17 protein-coding genes are annotated in these 17,103 nt (G+C 39.8%); all 17 read right to left on the bottom strand.

Features of this window, described 5'->3' with window-relative positions:
• Window positions 1-195 precede the first annotated feature (195 nt).
• Window positions 196-1,179, bottom strand: a complete 984-nt coding sequence (hpaD, locus tag M3627_RS04205; RefSeq protein WP_251553057.1) for a 3,4-dihydroxyphenylacetate 2,3-dioxygenase — start codon at window positions 1,177-1,179, stop codon at window positions 196-198.
• Window positions 1,180-1,196: 17 nt separating this feature from the next.
• Window positions 1,197-2,708, bottom strand: coding sequence for a 5-carboxymethyl-2-hydroxymuconate semialdehyde dehydrogenase (gene hpaE, locus M3627_RS04200; protein WP_251553056.1), 1,512 nt, complete (start codon window positions 2,706-2,708; stop codon window positions 1,197-1,199).
• A gap of 18 nt (window positions 2,709-2,726) precedes the next feature.
• Window positions 2,727-3,653, bottom strand: coding sequence for a 2,4-dihydroxyhept-2-ene-1,7-dioic acid aldolase (gene hpaI / locus M3627_RS04195; RefSeq protein WP_251553055.1), 927 nt, complete (start codon window positions 3,651-3,653; stop codon window positions 2,727-2,729).
• Window positions 3,654-3,693: 40 nt separating this feature from the next.
• Entirely contained in the window at window positions 3,694-4,155 is a 462-nt protein-coding gene (locus tag M3627_RS04190; protein ID WP_251553204.1) for a flavin reductase family protein, read from the bottom strand.
• A 47-nt stretch (window positions 4,156-4,202) separates the two neighbouring features.
• Window positions 4,203-5,687 carry a 4-hydroxyphenylacetate 3-monooxygenase, oxygenase component gene (gene hpaB, locus M3627_RS04185; RefSeq protein ID WP_251553054.1) on the bottom strand — a complete coding sequence of 495 codons (1,485 nt, stop codon included), beginning with the start codon at window positions 5,685-5,687 and terminating at the stop codon, window positions 4,203-4,205.
• An 84-nt stretch (window positions 5,688-5,771) separates the two neighbouring features.
• Complete coding sequence (locus M3627_RS04180) at window positions 5,772-6,152, bottom strand: 5-carboxymethyl-2-hydroxymuconate Delta-isomerase (RefSeq protein WP_251553053.1); 381 nt, start codon at window positions 6,150-6,152, stop codon at window positions 5,772-5,774.
• An 18-nt stretch (window positions 6,153-6,170) separates the two neighbouring features.
• Complete coding sequence (locus M3627_RS04175) at window positions 6,171-6,929, bottom strand: fumarylacetoacetate hydrolase family protein (protein ID WP_251553203.1); 759 nt, start codon at window positions 6,927-6,929, stop codon at window positions 6,171-6,173.
• A complete protein-coding gene (locus M3627_RS04170; protein ID WP_251553052.1) occupies window positions 6,926-7,708 on the bottom strand; it encodes a fumarylacetoacetate hydrolase family protein in 783 nt (260 codons plus the stop codon). The genes M3627_RS04175 and M3627_RS04170 overlap by 4 nt, the downstream gene beginning before the upstream one ends.
• A 12-nt stretch (window positions 7,709-7,720) precedes the next feature.
• A complete protein-coding gene (locus M3627_RS04165) occupies window positions 7,721-8,518 on the bottom strand; it encodes an ABC transporter ATP-binding protein (protein WP_251553051.1) in 798 nt (265 codons plus the stop codon).
• Complete coding sequence (locus M3627_RS04160; protein WP_251553050.1) at window positions 8,496-9,545, bottom strand: ABC transporter permease; 1,050 nt, start codon at window positions 9,543-9,545, stop codon at window positions 8,496-8,498. Before M3627_RS04160 ends, M3627_RS04165 begins: the two co-directional genes overlap by 23 nt.
• A 17-nt stretch (window positions 9,546-9,562) precedes the next feature.
• The gene (locus M3627_RS04155) at window positions 9,563-10,537 is read right to left on the bottom strand and encodes an ABC transporter substrate-binding protein (RefSeq protein WP_251553049.1); all 975 of its coding nucleotides are present in this window, start codon (window positions 10,535-10,537) and stop codon (window positions 9,563-9,565) included.
• A 68-nt stretch (window positions 10,538-10,605) separates the two neighbouring features.
• Window positions 10,606-12,042, bottom strand: a complete 1,437-nt coding sequence (locus tag M3627_RS04150) for a dihydrolipoyl dehydrogenase family protein (RefSeq protein ID WP_251553048.1) — start codon at window positions 12,040-12,042, stop codon at window positions 10,606-10,608.
• Window positions 12,043-13,245 (bottom strand): dihydrolipoamide acetyltransferase family protein, encoded by a 1,203-nt coding sequence (locus M3627_RS04145; RefSeq protein WP_251553047.1) that lies wholly within the window; start codon window positions 13,243-13,245, stop codon window positions 12,043-12,045.
• 12 nt (window positions 13,246-13,257) lie between these two features.
• Window positions 13,258-14,274: an alpha-ketoacid dehydrogenase subunit beta gene (locus M3627_RS04140; protein ID WP_251553046.1), complete on the bottom strand. Its 1,017-nt coding sequence runs from the start codon at window positions 14,272-14,274 to the stop codon at window positions 13,258-13,260.
• A gap of 3 nt (window positions 14,275-14,277) precedes the next feature.
• Entirely contained in the window at window positions 14,278-15,333 is a 1,056-nt protein-coding gene (gene pdhA, locus M3627_RS04135) for a pyruvate dehydrogenase (acetyl-transferring) E1 component subunit alpha (protein ID WP_251553045.1), read from the bottom strand.
• 19 nt (window positions 15,334-15,352) lie between these two features.
• Complete coding sequence (locus tag M3627_RS04130) at window positions 15,353-16,492, bottom strand: Leu/Phe/Val dehydrogenase (RefSeq protein ID WP_285841630.1); 1,140 nt, start codon at window positions 16,490-16,492, stop codon at window positions 15,353-15,355.
• 38 nt (window positions 16,493-16,530) lie between these two features.
• Complete coding sequence (locus M3627_RS04125) at window positions 16,531-16,926, bottom strand: thioesterase family protein (RefSeq protein ID WP_251553044.1); 396 nt, start codon at window positions 16,924-16,926, stop codon at window positions 16,531-16,533.
• Window positions 16,927-17,103: the final 177 nt, after the last annotated feature.

Below are 17,103 nucleotides of genomic sequence, written 5' to 3'. Positions count from 1 at the left end.
CCGAAGACCCTAGTAACATCAGAAAGAGAAGCAACTAAAGCCTTTCCTTGGAAAAAATACCGCTGATAGCGAAAGTGAAACTTCCTCACTTAATTTCTATATAAAAGATGAAAGACTATAGGTAAACACCAATATTCAAGGTGTCTATCTACAGTCTAAAAATAACATCTGCACTAATCTCAGATGAATCCATATTTATACTAAAATTTTCGGTTTTCGTTGCTCAAGCTTTGGTTCTTCGCTATTTATTTCTTCGCCTGTCTCAATATCAATAAATGTGCTAGTTTCATTGAACCATTTGTCTGGTGCCTGATGTCCCCAGAATGTTTGACGTAGAGGATCATTTAAATCCCAACGCTTTGGCTTCATATCTGGGTCGCAAGTCAAATAGTCTCCTGTATATAACTCTATACGATGACCATCTGGATCTCTTAAATATAGAAAGAATGCGTTAGATAATCCATGTCGACCTGGTCCGCGCTCGATACAATCCGCATAGCCCATACTAGCCAACACATCACAGCAGTCGAGCACGCTCAGCCTGTCAGATAAAGTATACGCAAAATGATGAAGCTTAGGACCTGGCCCACTCATGAACGCTTGATCATGAACTGTAGGCTTTCGGAATAACCAGGCAGCCCATAAGTCACCTTCTTCCGTTTCTGTGTATTCGGAACAAGAAAATCCTAAACTCTTCACATAAAAATCATAGGCTTTTTGCACATTTGGTACAGCACAATTGACATGGTCTATTCGCTGAATTTTTGCTCCGCGATATAGATCGTATTTTTGAAGCATCCGATCCACGGTAGGCATTTCTGCAAAAAATTCTAGCGGAATACCCGAAATGTCGTGAACTCTAAGCGTTCTACCGATAGCATACTGATTTCCTTTAGGCATCCACTTCGTTTTAAGTCCTTTAGCCTTGAATAATTTTTCAATGTGCTCCAAATCTTCTTCCTTCATCACCTTGTAGCTTAGCACTTCCACAACTGATTTTTCGGCTTTTTTTAGTAACAGACTGTGATGACAATGCTCTTCTAATCCTCTTAGATAGACATGCCTATCATCTCTCTCAGTTTCTATCATCCCCAACCCATCTACATAGAATTTACGAGATAGCTCTAAATCCTTAACATGTAGCACTGTGCGAGCGATACGTATAATGGAAAAATCCAATGGCCTTCTCCTCCTTTCTATTGTTTTCCGAATTGCTGGATATGATGGTCAGCAATTGATACGTGAATAATTTTATGCTCCGTGTAAAAATCAAAGCTGTAATGCCCACCTTCTCTGCCTATGCCAGAATACTTCGTCCCTCCAAAAGGAGTTCTAAGATCTCGAACGTTTTGGGCATTTACCCATAGCATTCCTGCGTCCACTTTATGTGCTACACGATGTCCACGTTTAATATCGTTCGTCCACACATAACCTGCCAATCCATAATCAGTGTCATTCGCAAGCTTAATGACTTCTTCTTCATTTTGGAACGACATAGCAATTAGAACAGGGCCGAATATTTCTTCTTTAGCAACCCGCATTTGGTTATGAGCATTTAAAATTAATGTTGGAGGCACAAAATTTCCTTTGGAAAATTCAGCTGGAATATGTCCTGAGATTACATCAGTACCTTCTTCACGTGCTATGTCTATATAGCCACGTACCTTGTTATAGTGACCTCGATCAATAAGAGGACCAACCTCCGTCAGGTCATTTAAAGGGTCTCCCACTTTGATATTAGCAACTCTCTTTTTTAATGCATCTATAAATCTGTCTTTTATGCTTTCTTGGACGAATAATCGAGAATTAGCCGTACAGCGTTCTCCATTAAAGGAAAAGATACCCCATACACAGGCGTCTAGTGCTCGCTCGAAATCAGCATCCTCAAAAACAATTATTGGAGATTTGCCGCCTAGCTCCATGGAACAGCTCTTCAAGGTGTCTGCACTATTTTTTATAATAGTAGATCCAGTTATAGTCTCCCCGGTAAACGAAATGAGCTGTACGTCTGGGTGCTTAACTAAAGCATCACCAGCTACTTCTCCCTTACCGTGAACCACATTAAAGACTCCTTTTGGTAGATCTGCCTTATGAATCACCTCTGCTAATAGATTTGCCGATAGAGGAGAAAGCTCTGCTGGCTTTAGGACTACTGTATTTCCTGTAGCAAGTGCTGGAGCAATCTTCCATGTCTCAAGCATGAAAGGTGCATTCCATGGAGTTATTAAACCGGCTACGCCTACAGGGGCATGAATCGTATAATTGACAAATTCGTCATCCACCTGATAGACATCCCCTACCAGACGACTCTCAACCATTCTTGCATAAAAGCGAAAGTTTTCAGAGGCACGGTTTACCATTTTTCTTGTTTGGCTTATTGGCAAACCGGTGTCTAAAGCCTCTAAATATGCGATTCGTTCTACTTCCTCGTCAATAAGGTCTGCAATACGATAAATATAAGACAGCCTTTTACTTAACTTCATTGTTTTCCATGGACCATTGTCAAAAGCATCACGAGCTGCTGCAACAGCTTTATCTATATCTTCCTTTTGGCCTTCCGAGACTGTATTGATTTGCTCGTTCGTAAAAGGATTCATGTTGTTGAAAGTTGCACCACTAGCTGCAGGCGTAAACTCACCATTTATATAGAGGGAAATGCTTTGTTGGGTTTCATGCTTGAGTGACATTAACTCATGAGAAGACACCATGTTCATCACCTTCTTTCATTAAAATTGTTGGGCAGTTTCTTTCGGCAGAATATCTAAGCTTATTAGAGTCTGTCGCACTTCATCCTTTACTGCTTGTGATGGTGGACCTAATGGAAGTCGCAGTTTAGGGTTTATCTTCCCCATCATCCCTAGGGCCACCTTTGCCGGAGCAGGATTCGTATCTCTAAATAACGCATCATTCAAAGGCATTAGTTCGAAATGTAGATCCTGAGCCCTCTCCACATCTCCAGCTGTCCAAGCATTGTAAAGCTCCGCTACTTTAGCAGGTTCTACATTAGCCGTCGCGCTAATAAAGCCTGCACCGCCAATAGCTAGCATTGGATAACATAGAAGCTCTATTCCTGAATAAAGAAGAAAATCTCTTCCACAATTAAGTAGGACACGATTAACATGCTCAAAATCCTTATTGGCCTCCTTTACTCCAACAATGTTTGGACACGCTTCAACTAGTCTCTTCATCGTACCGACTTCCATATTTACTGCAGATCTGCCTGGAATGTTATAGATGATAATTGGGATTTTCACAGAGTCTGCAACTACTTTGAAGTGTGTATATAAGGCTTCCTGATTTGGTTTATTATAGTAGGGAACAATTACCATAGCAGCATCAGCGCCTAGTTCCTCTGCATACTTAGTAAGCTCCATTGTTTCTTCGTGGTTGGTTGACCCTGTACCAGGTGCAAAAAATACTCGCCCAGCAATTGTTTCACTGGCTAGCTTCATTACTCTTTTACGCTCATTAATCGTTAACGAGCTTGGTTCCCCACTTGTACCCGTCACAGATATACCGTGACTCCCACTTTCTATTTGCCAATGGATAAGGTTCTTAAAGGATTCCTCATCTATTTCTCCATTTTCTGTAAAGGGAGTAACTACAGGACAAATAGAACCTCTTAGCTTCTTTTTTTCTTCTTCATACGCCATTTTATTCGACTCCTTTCAACCCTTTATTTTCTTCCTCCAGCTATTTGTTTAACTCTTGGTATTTACCTCCAAAAAACAAGAGAGGCTCACTTGGTTCGTGCTTTACCCCTATTACTTTTCCGATGAAAATAGTATGATCGCCTGCGTCTATTTGGTTAAACAACTCACATGTGATAACTGCAAGTGAGTTCTTTAAAATAGGGTGCTCCTGATAGTAATCAAATGCTACTTCCAGGTTTGAATTCAACTGCCCGGCAAACTGCTTAGAAAGCTCCAGTTGGTTAGCAGCCAAAATATTGATGGCAAATCGTTTAGATGAGTTTATATAAGAATGCATTTTAGCTTGGTCTCCTATGCTTATAGCCACTAGCTTAGGCTCTAGAGAAACTGACATGAATGCATTCGCTGTCATGCCATAAACTTCGTTCTCTACTTTTGTAGTAATTACCGTAACTCCAGTTGCAAAGGTGCCCATTATCGTTCGGAATAACTGATTATCTATTTCATTTTTAAGCTGTTGCATGGATACACTCCTTTAGAAAATCTTTACTATGAAAGTATGCCTGCTTCCTTTTTGGCTCTATTTAGAAAGCTAGTCACCATATCCTTATACGGTTGTTTATTGAAGCTATCATAATAAGCATTGGACATACGAACCGGATCTCCAAAGAAATAATATTCATATAGAGCTTGTCGATTTCCAAATGCACTGATGGATATATCCCAGCCTAAACGGAAAAGCTGCACACGTTCTTCCCCATTTATATTTGCACCCTGAGTATAGCGATGTACTAAAGAACCTACATCATCGTTGCTAAAGTCTGCTTCAGTTGGCAATGCCATTAATCCTGAGGCACCTAAAATTTTGATAATTTCATTCATACGCTGGTACATTTTAGGGAACCAGTTTCTTGCTGCATTTAATGGCTCGAAGTCTGGAGTCATATTGCCATATTGGTCTATCTTCGCATTATGCTCTGCTCGGTATAAATGAGAGCGCATCACCTCTAGAATCACCATGATTTCACTGGCCTTTTCCTTTACATGCATGAACTTATCGATACCAATGGCCTCCATCATGCTAATAACTACACCTAGGATAAATTCAGTTTTCACAACGTTTTTAGAGATTACTTGATGCGTCATATGGATAACAGCATTCGTTTCTGCATACGTACGATTACAAATATCAGTGCTTTCACAAACGAAGACTCTCTCCCAAGGCACTAACACATCCTCGAACGATATAATCGCATCACTTTCATCAAATCTGGCACCTAGGGGATGGTCCCATTTACTCTTTCCATAATCAAAAGATTCGCGAGAGAGAAATTTTAAGCCTGGCGTGTTGTTCGGAATAGCAAATGCAAAGGCAAATGGATCGTCCACTGTACCGGGAGTTCGATTTATAGTAGATGGAAAGACGACTAATTCATCCGTTATTCCCCCTAAGGTAGCTAGAAGGCGACAACCGTTTATGATAATTCCATCTGTCGTCTTTTTAGTAATACGGGCAGATAAGAAAGGGTCCTTTTGTTCCGATTGTGTTAGCATGGATCGGTTCACCTGCGGATGAATAAGTGTATGCGTAAGACTGATGTCGTTCTCTCTCGCATATTCATAATAATCTTCTGCATTTTTAGCAAATTGCTTACTCCCGCCGCCCTCCTGTGCAAAGAACTTACTTGCTGTTCCAAACGCCATAATGCTTGTGTTTAAATAGTCAGGTGAACGACCCATCATTCCACCCGAAAAAGCTGCCCATTCACTATGCATTTCTCTTCTTTTAAACAAATCTTCCTTTGTTTTCGGTGCGATAAAGGAAAGCCCCACCTTATCTCCGGTAGTTGGTGATTTGTATAACATTTTTTCTGGCTTTTCATGCTGGAGATCATATAAACCCGCTACACTTTCTATCACGTTTTTAAAAGCTGGATGGGTAGTCACATCCTCTACTTTTTCTCCGTGAATCCACACCTCTGTTTGACGATCCTTCACACCTTGGATGTATTCCTTCCCTGTTCGAGCACCCATATTTACTACCTCCTAAATCCGAATTTTCTGAACAAATTAAACAAGAATATATGAAATAATATATGATTTAAAGCATGATGATATTTAAAAACGAGAATGAATATTGTTCTGCTTGTACGTTCCTGAATCACTAAATTCAACCAATTCCATAGACAGTGCTAAGTATCTTTTATTCATCGTTTCATCGAAGTGAGCTTTAATAACCTCGAATATAGTGTCACATACTTCTGCCTTGATTTCTTCAGACCTACCTGCAGCAATCTTTAATGTGGCATGTACAAAGGCATCATCCTCTAACCCATCAGCTACTCGATAATCTGTTAGCTCGATTGCTCTCGATCGAATTCCTCCAATTGGGAATGTATCGTTTCTAGCTATAAGTATTTGATGAACATCTTTTAAAAGCTGCTCCACGTTAATGTCTTCCTTTAAGTTGTCTGTATACTCTACAATAAAATGAGGCAAATCAATTCCCCTTCCGTATTAACTCTTAATGAATTTTTCATCGCCTATAATAGTATTTGCTAGACGACCAACTCCTTCAATTTCAGTCACAATATGATCGCCCACTTTAGTGTCCACCGAGCCTTTAGGTGTCCCGGTTAAAATGACATCATTTTCACTTAAGGTCATAAAGCTACTGATATATTCAATAAGTGTTGGAATATCAAATATCATATCTTTCGTATTACCCTTTTGAACGAGCTTATCATTAACATACGTATATAATGGAAGATTCATTGGATCTGGAATATACTCCTTATCCACTAACCATGGTCCAAGCGGAGTACAGCCATCTCTATTTTTCACACGAAGATTTGGTCGGTAATAGTTCTCGAGGTAATCTCTAAAAGCATAGTCATTTGCTATACTATAGCCTTTAACATAATCGTAAGCGTCTTCTTTTTTTACATGTTTGCCTTTTTTACCGATTACAACAGCAAGCTCGCATTCGTAATGCATGTAAGTTATATCTGATGGTCGTCTGGTAAACCCATTATGACCTACAAATGTATTAGGTCCCTTTAAAAAGATAAGAGGTTCAGAAGGAGCATCAAAAGCTAATTCTGCAGCATGATCGGCATAGTTAAGACCTAAAGCAAAGGTAGTTCGCGGGTTAAGGGGTGTTAACCATGTAACCTCATCCTGGTTCACAATCCTACCATCCTCAAGCTGAAGCCTAGTGTCATATTCATTTGCATTATAAATAGCTCCACCATATGCAACTCTAGCTCTTTTTATAGGAAACACCCCTCTTCCTCATCCATCATATAGTTTTCTAATGATCCTATTTCGCTTATATCAATTCTGATCTGATCTCCTACGTGTACTTTAGGAGAAGCTGTAGGAATTCCGACCAGTAGGAGGTCCCCAACGTCTAACGTCATAAACTCCGTTATTTCTTCTAGCAATCTAGCAATTGGGCGCACTAGAGTAGACGTGTTTTTTTCTAACCGGAGTTCATTGTTTATATAGACCTTTATCGTAAAGGAATTTGGATCCATAATATTTTTGGCATCTATGATCCAAGGTCCAATGGCACAAAAACCATCCCTTGCCTTGTATGGCACCGCTGGTCGGAAAATACTATCGTGTGGAATACTGACATCATTTACAATTGTGTAACCAGCAATATAAGAAAATGCATCCTCTTCTTTTATAGCAATTGCCTTCTTACCAATAACTACTCCTAACGATGCTCCAACTTCTAGTGTAGAGACCCCCTTTGGCATAGGAATAGGAGCACTATGAAAATTGATTGTATTTGCCGGTTTTATATACAAGATAGGTGCGTTAGGAGGAGCAGCATAAGGTTTTTGATGAAGCTGCTCTTCTATGGCTGTGAGATCTTCTTTATAGTTAAGTATAGTTCCGTACACTGTCCCACAAACGGGAGAAGCAACAGGGTAATCCTTTAGCCCATTTCTTTGTCCATTTAAGTAAAACGAATTAGTGAGAGGATCCACCTCAACTGTTTTTAACGCGTTTAGATGACGAAGCTTTATGCTTGCTGAACTCATCTGTATACCTCCTTAGACCGATAACAATGCTTTATCGCTTGTTAACTTCTCTCCCCGGATTCGTTGGAATTCATCCATAAGCTTATTAATTGTTAAAGTTCTTTTCTCCTCGGCATCTATTTGTAAAATGATTTGACCTTTATCCATCATTATTAATCGATTGCCTAAATCTAAAGCCTGCTGCATATTATGCGTAATCATCAACGTCGTCAACTTATCCTTTTCCACCAGTTCCTTTGTTAAACTCGTAATGAGTTCTGCCCTGGAAGGATCGAGTGCTGCTGTATGCTCATCTAAAAGTAAAATGGCCGGCTTTGTAAAGGTTGCCATTAATAAGGAAAGTGCCTGCCTTTCTCCACCAGACAGCAACCCGACTTTTGCATTTAGTCGATTTTCTAAGTTGAGATGTAACGTTTCCAGAGAGGTCCGAAAAAATTCACGCCTTTTCTTATCGACACCAATTTTGAGACTTCTTTTTTTATTTCTTGAATAGGCCATCGCAAGATTTTCCTCAATAGTCATCGTCGGAGCGGTACCAGCCATCGGGTCCTGAAAAACTCGACCAATCATTTGAGAGCGTTTATATTCAGGCATCTTAGTAACATCTTTTTTTTCAATCTCTATTGTTCCAAAATCTGGAGATAGAGCGCCCGATATCATATTAAGCATGGTTGATTTACCTGCTCCGTTACTGCCAATGACTGTCATAAAGTCACCCGAACGGAGCTCAAGGTTAATTTGGTCTAATGCTACCTTTTCATCTGGTGTTGCTTCATTAAAAAGCTTATTAATCTGATTGAGCTTTAACAATAGCTGGCCCCTCCTTCATCAGTAAGGATTGGTTTTCTCGAAGTCTTTCAGAATGTCGCTTTGCCTTTCTATTTTTTTCCCGTTTCTTTTCTAAAAACTGTGGTAGCACAAGTGCTCCTATAACAATTACCGCGGTGATAAGCTTCATATCACCTGTATCCAAAAAGTTTAAACGGAGAGCCAGTGCAAGCACGATACGATAAATTATCGCTCCAGCTATTACGGCTAATGTTGTACGGACAATCGTTTTTGTTCCAAAAATAGCTTCACCAATAATCACAGAAGCAAGACCAATTACAATCATCCCAATCCCAAGGCCAATATCCGCAAATTTAGCATACTGAGCGATTAAGGCCCCTGAGAAAGCAACTAGTGCATTTGAAAAACCAAGACCTATAATGATTAAAGTATCTGTATTGGCTGATAGACTGCGGATCATTTTCTTATTGTCACCAGTTGCTCTGATCGCTAAGCCTATCTCGGTCTTTAAAAACCAATCTACTATGATTTTAATAAGGATGACTACTAAAGCCATTAGAAAAAATGTTCCCCATGTAGATGGAACTCTTTCTACTCCAAGCATTTGCAAAAAGCTATTGAGAGCGGAATCTATCCCAAGCCCACTCCAAAATGATTGGAACTGAACAAAAAGAGTTTCCGCATTCAACAGGGGAATATTAGGACGACCTATAGAGTTTTCAGAGGTGAGTCCCATAATTCTTAAATTAATCGAGTACAGTGCAATCATCATTAATATCCCAGATAGAAGGGGATTTATCTTTCCCTTCGTATGCAGTAACCCAGTTATACAGCCTGCTATAAAGCCTGCTAATATAGCCATGCTTGTTGCCAATACGGGATGATACCCAAGTATAATCATCGTAGCGGCAGTCCCTGCCCCTGTTACAAAGCTACCGTCAACCGTCAAATCTGGAAAATCTAGCACTCGGAATGAGATATACACTCCAAGTGCCATAATTGCATAAATGATTCCTTGTTCCATTGAGCCGAATACTGCTGAAAACATAAAGAATCACCTCCTCGTTATTCGCTCATTTCAGCTTTCCACTCGTCTTTAATATCCACACCAATTGTATCTGCAGTTTCTTTGTTCATAATTAGTTTTAGCTTTTGAGGCACCTGTACTGGGATATCAGCAGGCTTACTTTCCCCTTTTAATATTTTGACTGCCATCTGACCAGCCTCATAACCAATATCAAAGTATTCAAATCCATAAGCTCCTAAGCCACCACGTTTAACCGAATCAAATTCTCCTACCATAACTGGAATTTTATTTTCATTTGCTACCGAGATTACCGACTCCAGAGCGGATACAACTGTGTTATCTGTAATGATATACATAGAATCGACTTTCCCTATAAGTGATTCCGTTGCTTGCTTGACGTCAGCTGTTGTAGCTACAGATGCTTCTACAACTGTCATATCCATGTCTTCCAATAACTCCTTTACGGAATCTACTTGAGAGCGTGAATTTTGTTCTCCGGAGTTAAATACCATTCCTACTTTCGTTGCACCAAGCTCTTCTTTTAAAAATTTCATTGTATTAGCAATAGCGTCCGGGTGGGAATCAATAGTACCCGTGACATTACCACCTGGCTTTTCCATCGATTCGACTAGCTCTGCACCAACTGCATCTGTAACAGATGTAAATACAATCGGAATGTCCTGCGTTGCACTAAGTGCAGCTTGAGCACTTCCTGTTGAGTTTGCAAAGATCAAATCTACATTGGAGCTAACTAAGTTTGTAGCTATAGTTGTGTTATTATTACCGTCTCCTTGCGCATTTTGAAACTCGTATTCTGCCTCGATCCCTGCATCCTCTAAAGCCTTTTTAAAGCCGTCATAAGCTGCATTTAAGGATGGATGCTCCGCAATTTGAGTAACTCCAATATTATAGGTTTTGGACGAAGAAGCTTCATCTCCCTCATCTCCACAGGCAGCAAGTAACAAGGATGCACTAGCTAATACAGTTAAAAGACTCTTCCATCTCTTCTTCACGTTTATTTCCCCCTCCGACTCTTTTAGTTATATAACAAGCTTCTGGTAAAATAGTTTACAGCCGTAATTTAACCAATTACCACTTCCTTCTTTACTGGAGCTAGATGAATCGCTTGTCCAAGCAATCCTTCCACAGATTCCAGTAGTGCCTCATTTATGCCTGGGTGCACGTAATTTGGAAATTTTATATCCTCCTCCTTCGCAGCCATCTCTAATAGTTGTAAAAAGGAGCCTGACAATTCGATAGCGCCATCCCCAATCATATGAATTCCTTGAATTACTTCGGTCGTAGATTCAGAGATTACCTTTATAAATCCATCTCTTTTCCCAGTAATTGTGGAATAACCATTGCTGCCAAGCGGAAATTTACTTGTACGTACAGAAAGTCCTAGGTTATTTGCCTGTTGTTCCGTTAAACCAACAGTTACTACCGGAGGGATTGTATGAGCACAAGTGGGTGCGATCGTTATGTCCACCTCTGGTCTTTCTCCAGCAATGAAAGATACTGCCGCTTTTCCTTGTTTGATAGCCTTCCAAGCAAGCAGGGGACCACCTGTTACATCTCCAACTGCATATATGTTGGGGATTGAAGTTTCTAAACGATTATTTACTTGGATAAAACCATTTCCACCTAACTCCATGCCCAGCCGCTTCAACCCAAGCTCTTCTACGTTTGAGACCCTAAGCTCAGGAACCACTAAACAAGAAGCCCCCATTTTCATTTCTTTATGCTGATTGGTTAACACCGTAACAGAGACACCGTTTAAATCCTCATGAGTCCCAATAATTTCTTTTTTCTCTACTACTTTTATTTTTCTCTTTTTAAATATTCTTAATAACTCCTTATTGACCGATTCATCAAAAGGTAGCCCAGTATCGGATTCTATTAATAAGGTTACTTGTGTGCCAAGTGCTGCCAAGCTTGAGGCCGCTTCTAGGGCAATATAATCTTGACCATCAATGATTACATCTTCAGGCAGCTTGCTTAGTTGAAACAGTTCAAACGGATATAGCACATGAGGACTCTTAGATGTTATATAGCTAGGAAGTATATTTTTACTACCTGTAGCGATAATTACTTGGTCAAACTCATACATATCGAATTGGTGACCATTTTCCACACCAATTTTATGCTTTGCTATAAACGTAGCTTTCCCTTGAACGATTTCTACCTTATTCGCCTGGCAAAGTCTTTCTACACCTGACCTCAGCTGTCCGATTACTTCCTTTTGATATTCAAGTAATCTCTGGATATCTATATCTCTTCCAGCCGCATCAATACCAATCTTAGCTAGCTGATCCAACTCGGAACGTTTCGAGCTTGCAAAAGTATAAACCTTTGAAGGTATACAGCCTTCGTTTAAGCACACTCCTCCCAGGTTTTTTTGCTCAATTAAAGTAACGGAAAGGCCAAGCTGAGCACCTCGTATAGCCGCGCTGTATCCTCCTGGTCCACCCCCAATAATGATCAGATTTCGTTTATGGCTTATTTCTCCTACAACCATCTAAATCATCTCCAAAATTAGTTTATGTGGATGTTCGATTAAACTTGAAAAACGATTCGTGAATGCAATTGCAGTTGCACCGTCTGCTACGCGGTGATCAAATGACATGGATAGATTCATGATGTGTCCAATAACAATCTCATCCTGCGCATTAACGATTGGCTGTTTTTTGGTTTTATGAAAAGCGATTAATGCAGTCTCGGGATAATTGATAATAGGAGTGGCGGCTATGCTGCCTAAAGGTCCTACATTACTAACTGTAAATGTGCTGTTTTGCATTTCTGATGGTTGAAGCTTTCCTGCTATGGCCTTTTGTGTTAATTCTTTTATTTCTTGATTTATTTGTATGAGAGATTTTTTATCGGTATCGTGGAGTACAGGGACAATCAGTCCGTTTTCTGTGTTGGTGGCTATGCCTATGTGATAGCTTTTCTTGAGGAGTATCCGACTATTTTCTTCGTCAAGCTCGGCATTGAATATCGGAAAATCCTTTAAGGAAATGACAAGTGCTTTCAAGAGAAAGGCTGGAATACTTATGGAATGACCAGTGGCTTTCAACTGTGCCTTCATTTCTAATAGATTAGTCATATTCACTTCGTCAAAATGGGTTACATGTGGGATGGTAAAGAGTGATTTCTTCATATTTTCAGCAATCTTTTTTCTAATTCCTTTATAGGGTATTTCATCTGGTTGCGTCTGGACAACAATCTTCTCAGGTATAATCTTCTTCTCTGTTTTATTATCTATAAACCTCATAACGTCCTCTTCTGTAATTCTTCCTGAAGGATCTGAAGGGGTCACATCCTCTAAATTGATGTTATGTTCCCTAGCTATTTTTCTTGTGTAAGGCGTAGCTAGTATTCTCTTATAAGTAAACTCTAAGGATTTATCTTCTTTTAAGGGCTGGTTACTGCTAGTCTCTACTGATATATCCTTTGACGACTGCTCGGTTGAGGAACCCCCTCCGCCCTCACTTTCTAAGGAAAGAAGACTGGTACCTACTTTTACCATTTCTCCTGCAGCAATTCGAATCTCTTTGACAATACCAGTACAAGGAGAGGTAAGTTCAGCAACCATTTTATCTGTTTGGACTTCAACTAAAGGCTGGTCCGTTTGCACCCTATCACCCACTTTAACTAAATAGTGGATAACCTCTCCTTCAGTCATTCCTTCTCCTATATCATGTAATTTCACATCAATCATTCAAAACCCTCCTTAAAAATGAATTACTTTATCAATCCCCTCCATCACTCTAGCGGGAGTAGGTAGATAATGCTCTTCTAAAGTAAAGAATGGAACAGGAACATCAAAACCTGTAATTCGCTCAACAGGTGCTCGCAAATATAAGAATGAGGTATCGTTAATAATAGATACGATGTCATTACCTAACCCACCTGTAGGATGAGCTTCATGAATGATTACTGCTCTAGTTGTTTTTTGCACAGATTTGGCGATTGTTTCCCTATCTAATGGATAAAGCGTACGTAAATCTATTATTTCGCAATGTATTCCTTTTTTTCCTGCAAGCTCTGCAGCTTTTTGAGCAATTGAAACCATTGCTCCCCAAGCAATGAGAGTTACATCTGCCCCTTCTTGGACAACCTTCGCCTTTCCAATTTCCACTTTATATTTATTTATTGGAACATCTTCTCTCACCGATCGATAGTTCTTCATAGGCTCTAAAACAAGAACTGGGTCAGGATCTTCCATTGCAGCTATTAACAATCCCTTTGCATCATATGGACTGGAAGGACAGACCACTTTAATACCAGGCATATGAGTAAATAAGATTTCGGTGCTGTCCGAATGTATTTCCGGTGCACGTATGCCTGCTCCATAAGGTGCACGAATAACCATTGGCACTGTAAAACGAGACATAGACCTCATCCGAATTCTCGAAGCATGTGTCATGATTTGCTCATATGCTGGATAAATAAACCCTAAAAACTGAATTTCAGCTATTGGTCTAAATCCATTTACAGCTAATCCAATAGAAGTACCTATTATTCCTGATTCAGAAAGAGGAGTGTCGATTACTCGATCAGCACCGAACCTTTCTTGGAGTCCCTCAGTAGCTCGAAAAACCCCACCATTTTTACCCACGTCTTCACCAAGCACAAGTGTAGATTCGTCCTCCTCTAGTAGAACCCGCATCCCATCGTTTATCGCCTGGATTAATGTCATTTGCTTTGTTGTCTCTTGTGAAGCACTTGATTGTTTTAACTGGGTCATTGATCATTGCCTCCCTAAATATGCAAGATACGCATCTTTTTGTTCGGTTAGCTGAGCAGGCATATCAGCAAATACATGGTTGAAAACATCCTCTACGTTAGGAGGTGGGAAATTTTCCATTTCTTCTACAGCTGCATCTATTTCATTACTAATCTCCTCAGTAGTAGCTTGCAACCATTCTTCATTCCAGTAACCGTAGTTTTTCATAAATAACTCTAGTCTTAAAAGGGGATCCACAATATGGTCTCCCATGGTAGCGGCTCTATATTTGGATGGGTCATCTGCAGTCGTATGAGCACCTTTTCTCCATGTGACAGCCTCTATTAGACTAGGTCCTTCACCTGCTCTTGCTTTTTCCACTGCTTTAAGGGTTTCAAAATATACGGCGAGGCTGTCGTTTCCATCGACTCTAATACCTGGCATTCCATAAGCCACTGCTTTTTGGGCAATAGTTTCAGAATTCATCTGTTTTTCGATAGGAACAGAAATTGCAAAGCCATTATTTTGATTGAAAAAGATAGCTGGAACTTTAAAAACGCTAGCAAAGTTTAAGCCCTCATGGAAATCTCCCTCGGAGGTAGCCCCATCACCAAAATAAGCGATCGCAATATTTTTTGTACCTTTCCTTTTTTCTGCCCAGGCTGCTCCAGCTGCATGGGGAAGCTGAGTAGCGATTGGCACAGCCGGAGGAAAAATATTTTTATTTTTTGGGGATAAGCACCCCTCTATTCTTCCATTCCAGTATAAAAAAGTTTTTGCCATACTCTTACCAAAAGTTAAAGTTGCCCCATGATCACGATAGGTTGGAAAAACCCAGTCATCTTCCTTTAACGCAAGCGCGCTACCAACCTGAGCTGCCTCTTGCCCTTCGAATGGAGCATAGGTTCCTAATCGACCTTGTCTCTGTAGATTAATGGCTTTTCGGTCGAATGTTCGAATACGGAGCATGTGAAAGTAAAGTTCCTTGACTAAGGTTTCCTCAATTTGTTCTTTGAATTGTTCATCTAGTAGTGTCCCTTCATCATCCATTATTCTTTTTAAAGGATAATTATGCTTCACTTAGCTTCCCTCCGATCACTTATTTACGAATACTCCACTTTGGTTTTAGTGGTGTTGAATAAAAGTTATTGCGAGTTTTTCGGTTCTCAATTCGCTTTTCACACATAGCATTTGCTGCTTCATCAGTTGTACTTCCTGTTAAGGAAGCCTCCTTATATACCTCTATTAAGGTATGATATATTTGCTTTGTTTTTGCTAGAACTCGTTCCTGATTAATACCATATAGCTCATCAGCCACTTGAATAAGACCACCTGCATTGACGATATAGTCAGGTGCATATAATATTCCTTTTTCTTTAAGCATTCTTCCATGTCGATCAGCTAGTAATTGATTGTTTGCTGAACCAACAATTGACTTTACACGCAGCTTAGGTATCGTCATATCATTTATAATTCCACCAAGTGCGCAGGGAACAAAAATATCGGCATCAGTAGAGTAAATTTCTTCATTTGATACAACCTGGATGCTCCCCTTTAAATCTACTGAAATCTGTTGAATAGCATGCAGAGTTTCGTCGTTTATATCGGTAACGAAAAGGTTAGCTCCTTCCTCTAGTAAGCTAACAGCAACTTTATAGCCGACTTTTCCTAAACCTTGTATTGCATAGCTTTTCGTTCCAAGTGCTTCATCTCCAAAAAGGGTCTGATTTGTTGCTTTTAGCCCATATATCACTCCTGCAGCTGTAGGTATGGAAGAATCTCCTCCTCCACCATAGGCTTCAGGCAGTCCGTTTATAAAATTAGTTTCTTTCATCGCATGTATAAAATCATCCATTGTTGTGCCCATATCTGTACCTGTAAAAAAGCGTCCACCCAGTGAATTGACAAATTGACCAAATGCTCTGAATAGCTCCGGCGATTTATCTTTTTTAGGGTCACCAATAATAACTGCTTTTCCGCCACCAAAGTCCACATCTGCGGCGGCACATTTATACGTCATACCTTTTGAAAGCCTAAGAACATCTTCGAGCGCTTCTTCCACACTATTATATGGTTGCATTCGACAACCACCGAGAGCTGGCCCAAGTGTAGTATTGTGAATTGCGATAATTGCTCTTAAGCCAGTAGCGGGATCATTACAAAATACAACCTGTTCATGAGAAGACATTCGATCGAAAAGCTCAAATTCTTTAGTCATTGATAATCTTTCAGCTAGCATTTGATTGGTTCCTCCTTAGGCGGTTTCAGTGTATATTCTTACGCTGAGGCCTCGTTCCATTTTGTTTTTATTGTAGCCTTTGGCAAAATAACTTGAGTTACCTCCCCCAAACCAATAACTCCTGTATCACTCTCTGCAACAACATTTGTTATAACTTTATTGTCTCGAAGTTCTGTGACTGTAGCAGTCAACGTTACTATACTTCCATAAGGAGCAGGAGAAACATGTTTGATCTTAACTGCAGCACCCATTCCTTCTTGTTCAGAGCTTAAATAAGGTAAAATTATTTTCCTAGATACCCATTCCATATGATATGTCATACTCACAGTCGAATAGACAGGGTGCACCACTTCACCTTCAAATGCTGCGAACATGCTTTCAGTGACTGTTATATGAATAATCTCTTTCCTACCAATCTCTAAACCTTCTAACATAGCGTTCACCTACTTTAAATTATGTTTTTAACCCCACTTTAATGGAAGCGCTTACAAGTTAGTTAAGTTTCAAATTCTATTTCTTTAAAAACCATGCAGGAGAAATTTCGTTAAATATTTACAAATATCATATATCATTTTATATATTATTACAATATTTTATCTGAATTTATTTTA

Origin of the sequence: Psychrobacillus sp. MER TA 171, from assembly GCF_023713305.1 — a bacterium.
Taxonomy (GTDB): domain Bacteria; phylum Bacillota; class Bacilli; order Bacillales_A; family Planococcaceae; genus Psychrobacillus.
Note: the sequence above shows the minus strand (reverse complement) of the source record. Positions and strands in the feature narration are given on the sequence as shown.

What these genes read in the sequence shown, in the direction of transcription:
- hpaI (WP_251553055.1), bottom strand. Translation starts at nt 3,653, where the DNA reads ATGGCGTATGAAGAAGAAAAAAAGAAGCTAAGAGGTTCTATTTGTCCT.
- M3627_RS04130 (WP_285841630.1), bottom strand. Translation starts at nt 16,492, where the DNA reads ATGCTAGCTGAAAGATTATCAATGACTAAAGAATTTGAGCTTTTCGAT.
- M3627_RS04145 (WP_251553047.1), bottom strand. Translation starts at nt 13,245, where the DNA reads ATGATTGATGTGAAATTACATGATATAGGAGAAGGAATGACTGAAGGA.
- M3627_RS04160 (WP_251553050.1), bottom strand. Translation starts at nt 9,545, where the DNA reads ATGTTTTCAGCAGTATTCGGCTCAATGGAACAAGGAATCATTTATGCA.
- M3627_RS04170 (WP_251553052.1), bottom strand. Translation starts at nt 7,708, where the DNA reads ATGAGTTCAGCAAGCATAAAGCTTCGTCATCTAAACGCGTTAAAAACA.
- hpaB (WP_251553054.1), bottom strand. Translation starts at nt 5,687, where the DNA reads ATGGGTGCTCGAACAGGGAAGGAATACATCCAAGGTGTGAAGGATCGT.
- M3627_RS04140 (WP_251553046.1), bottom strand. Translation starts at nt 14,274, where the DNA reads ATGACCCAGTTAAAACAATCAAGTGCTTCACAAGAGACAACAAAGCAA.
- M3627_RS04125 (WP_251553044.1), bottom strand. Translation starts at nt 16,926, where the DNA reads ATGTTAGAAGGTTTAGAGATTGGTAGGAAAGAGATTATTCATATAACA.
- hpaE (WP_251553056.1), bottom strand. Translation starts at nt 2,708, where the DNA reads ATGGTGTCTTCTCATGAGTTAATGTCACTCAAGCATGAAACCCAACAA.
- M3627_RS04150 (WP_251553048.1), bottom strand. Translation starts at nt 12,042, where the DNA reads ATGGTTGTAGGAGAAATAAGCCATAAACGAAATCTGATCATTATTGGG.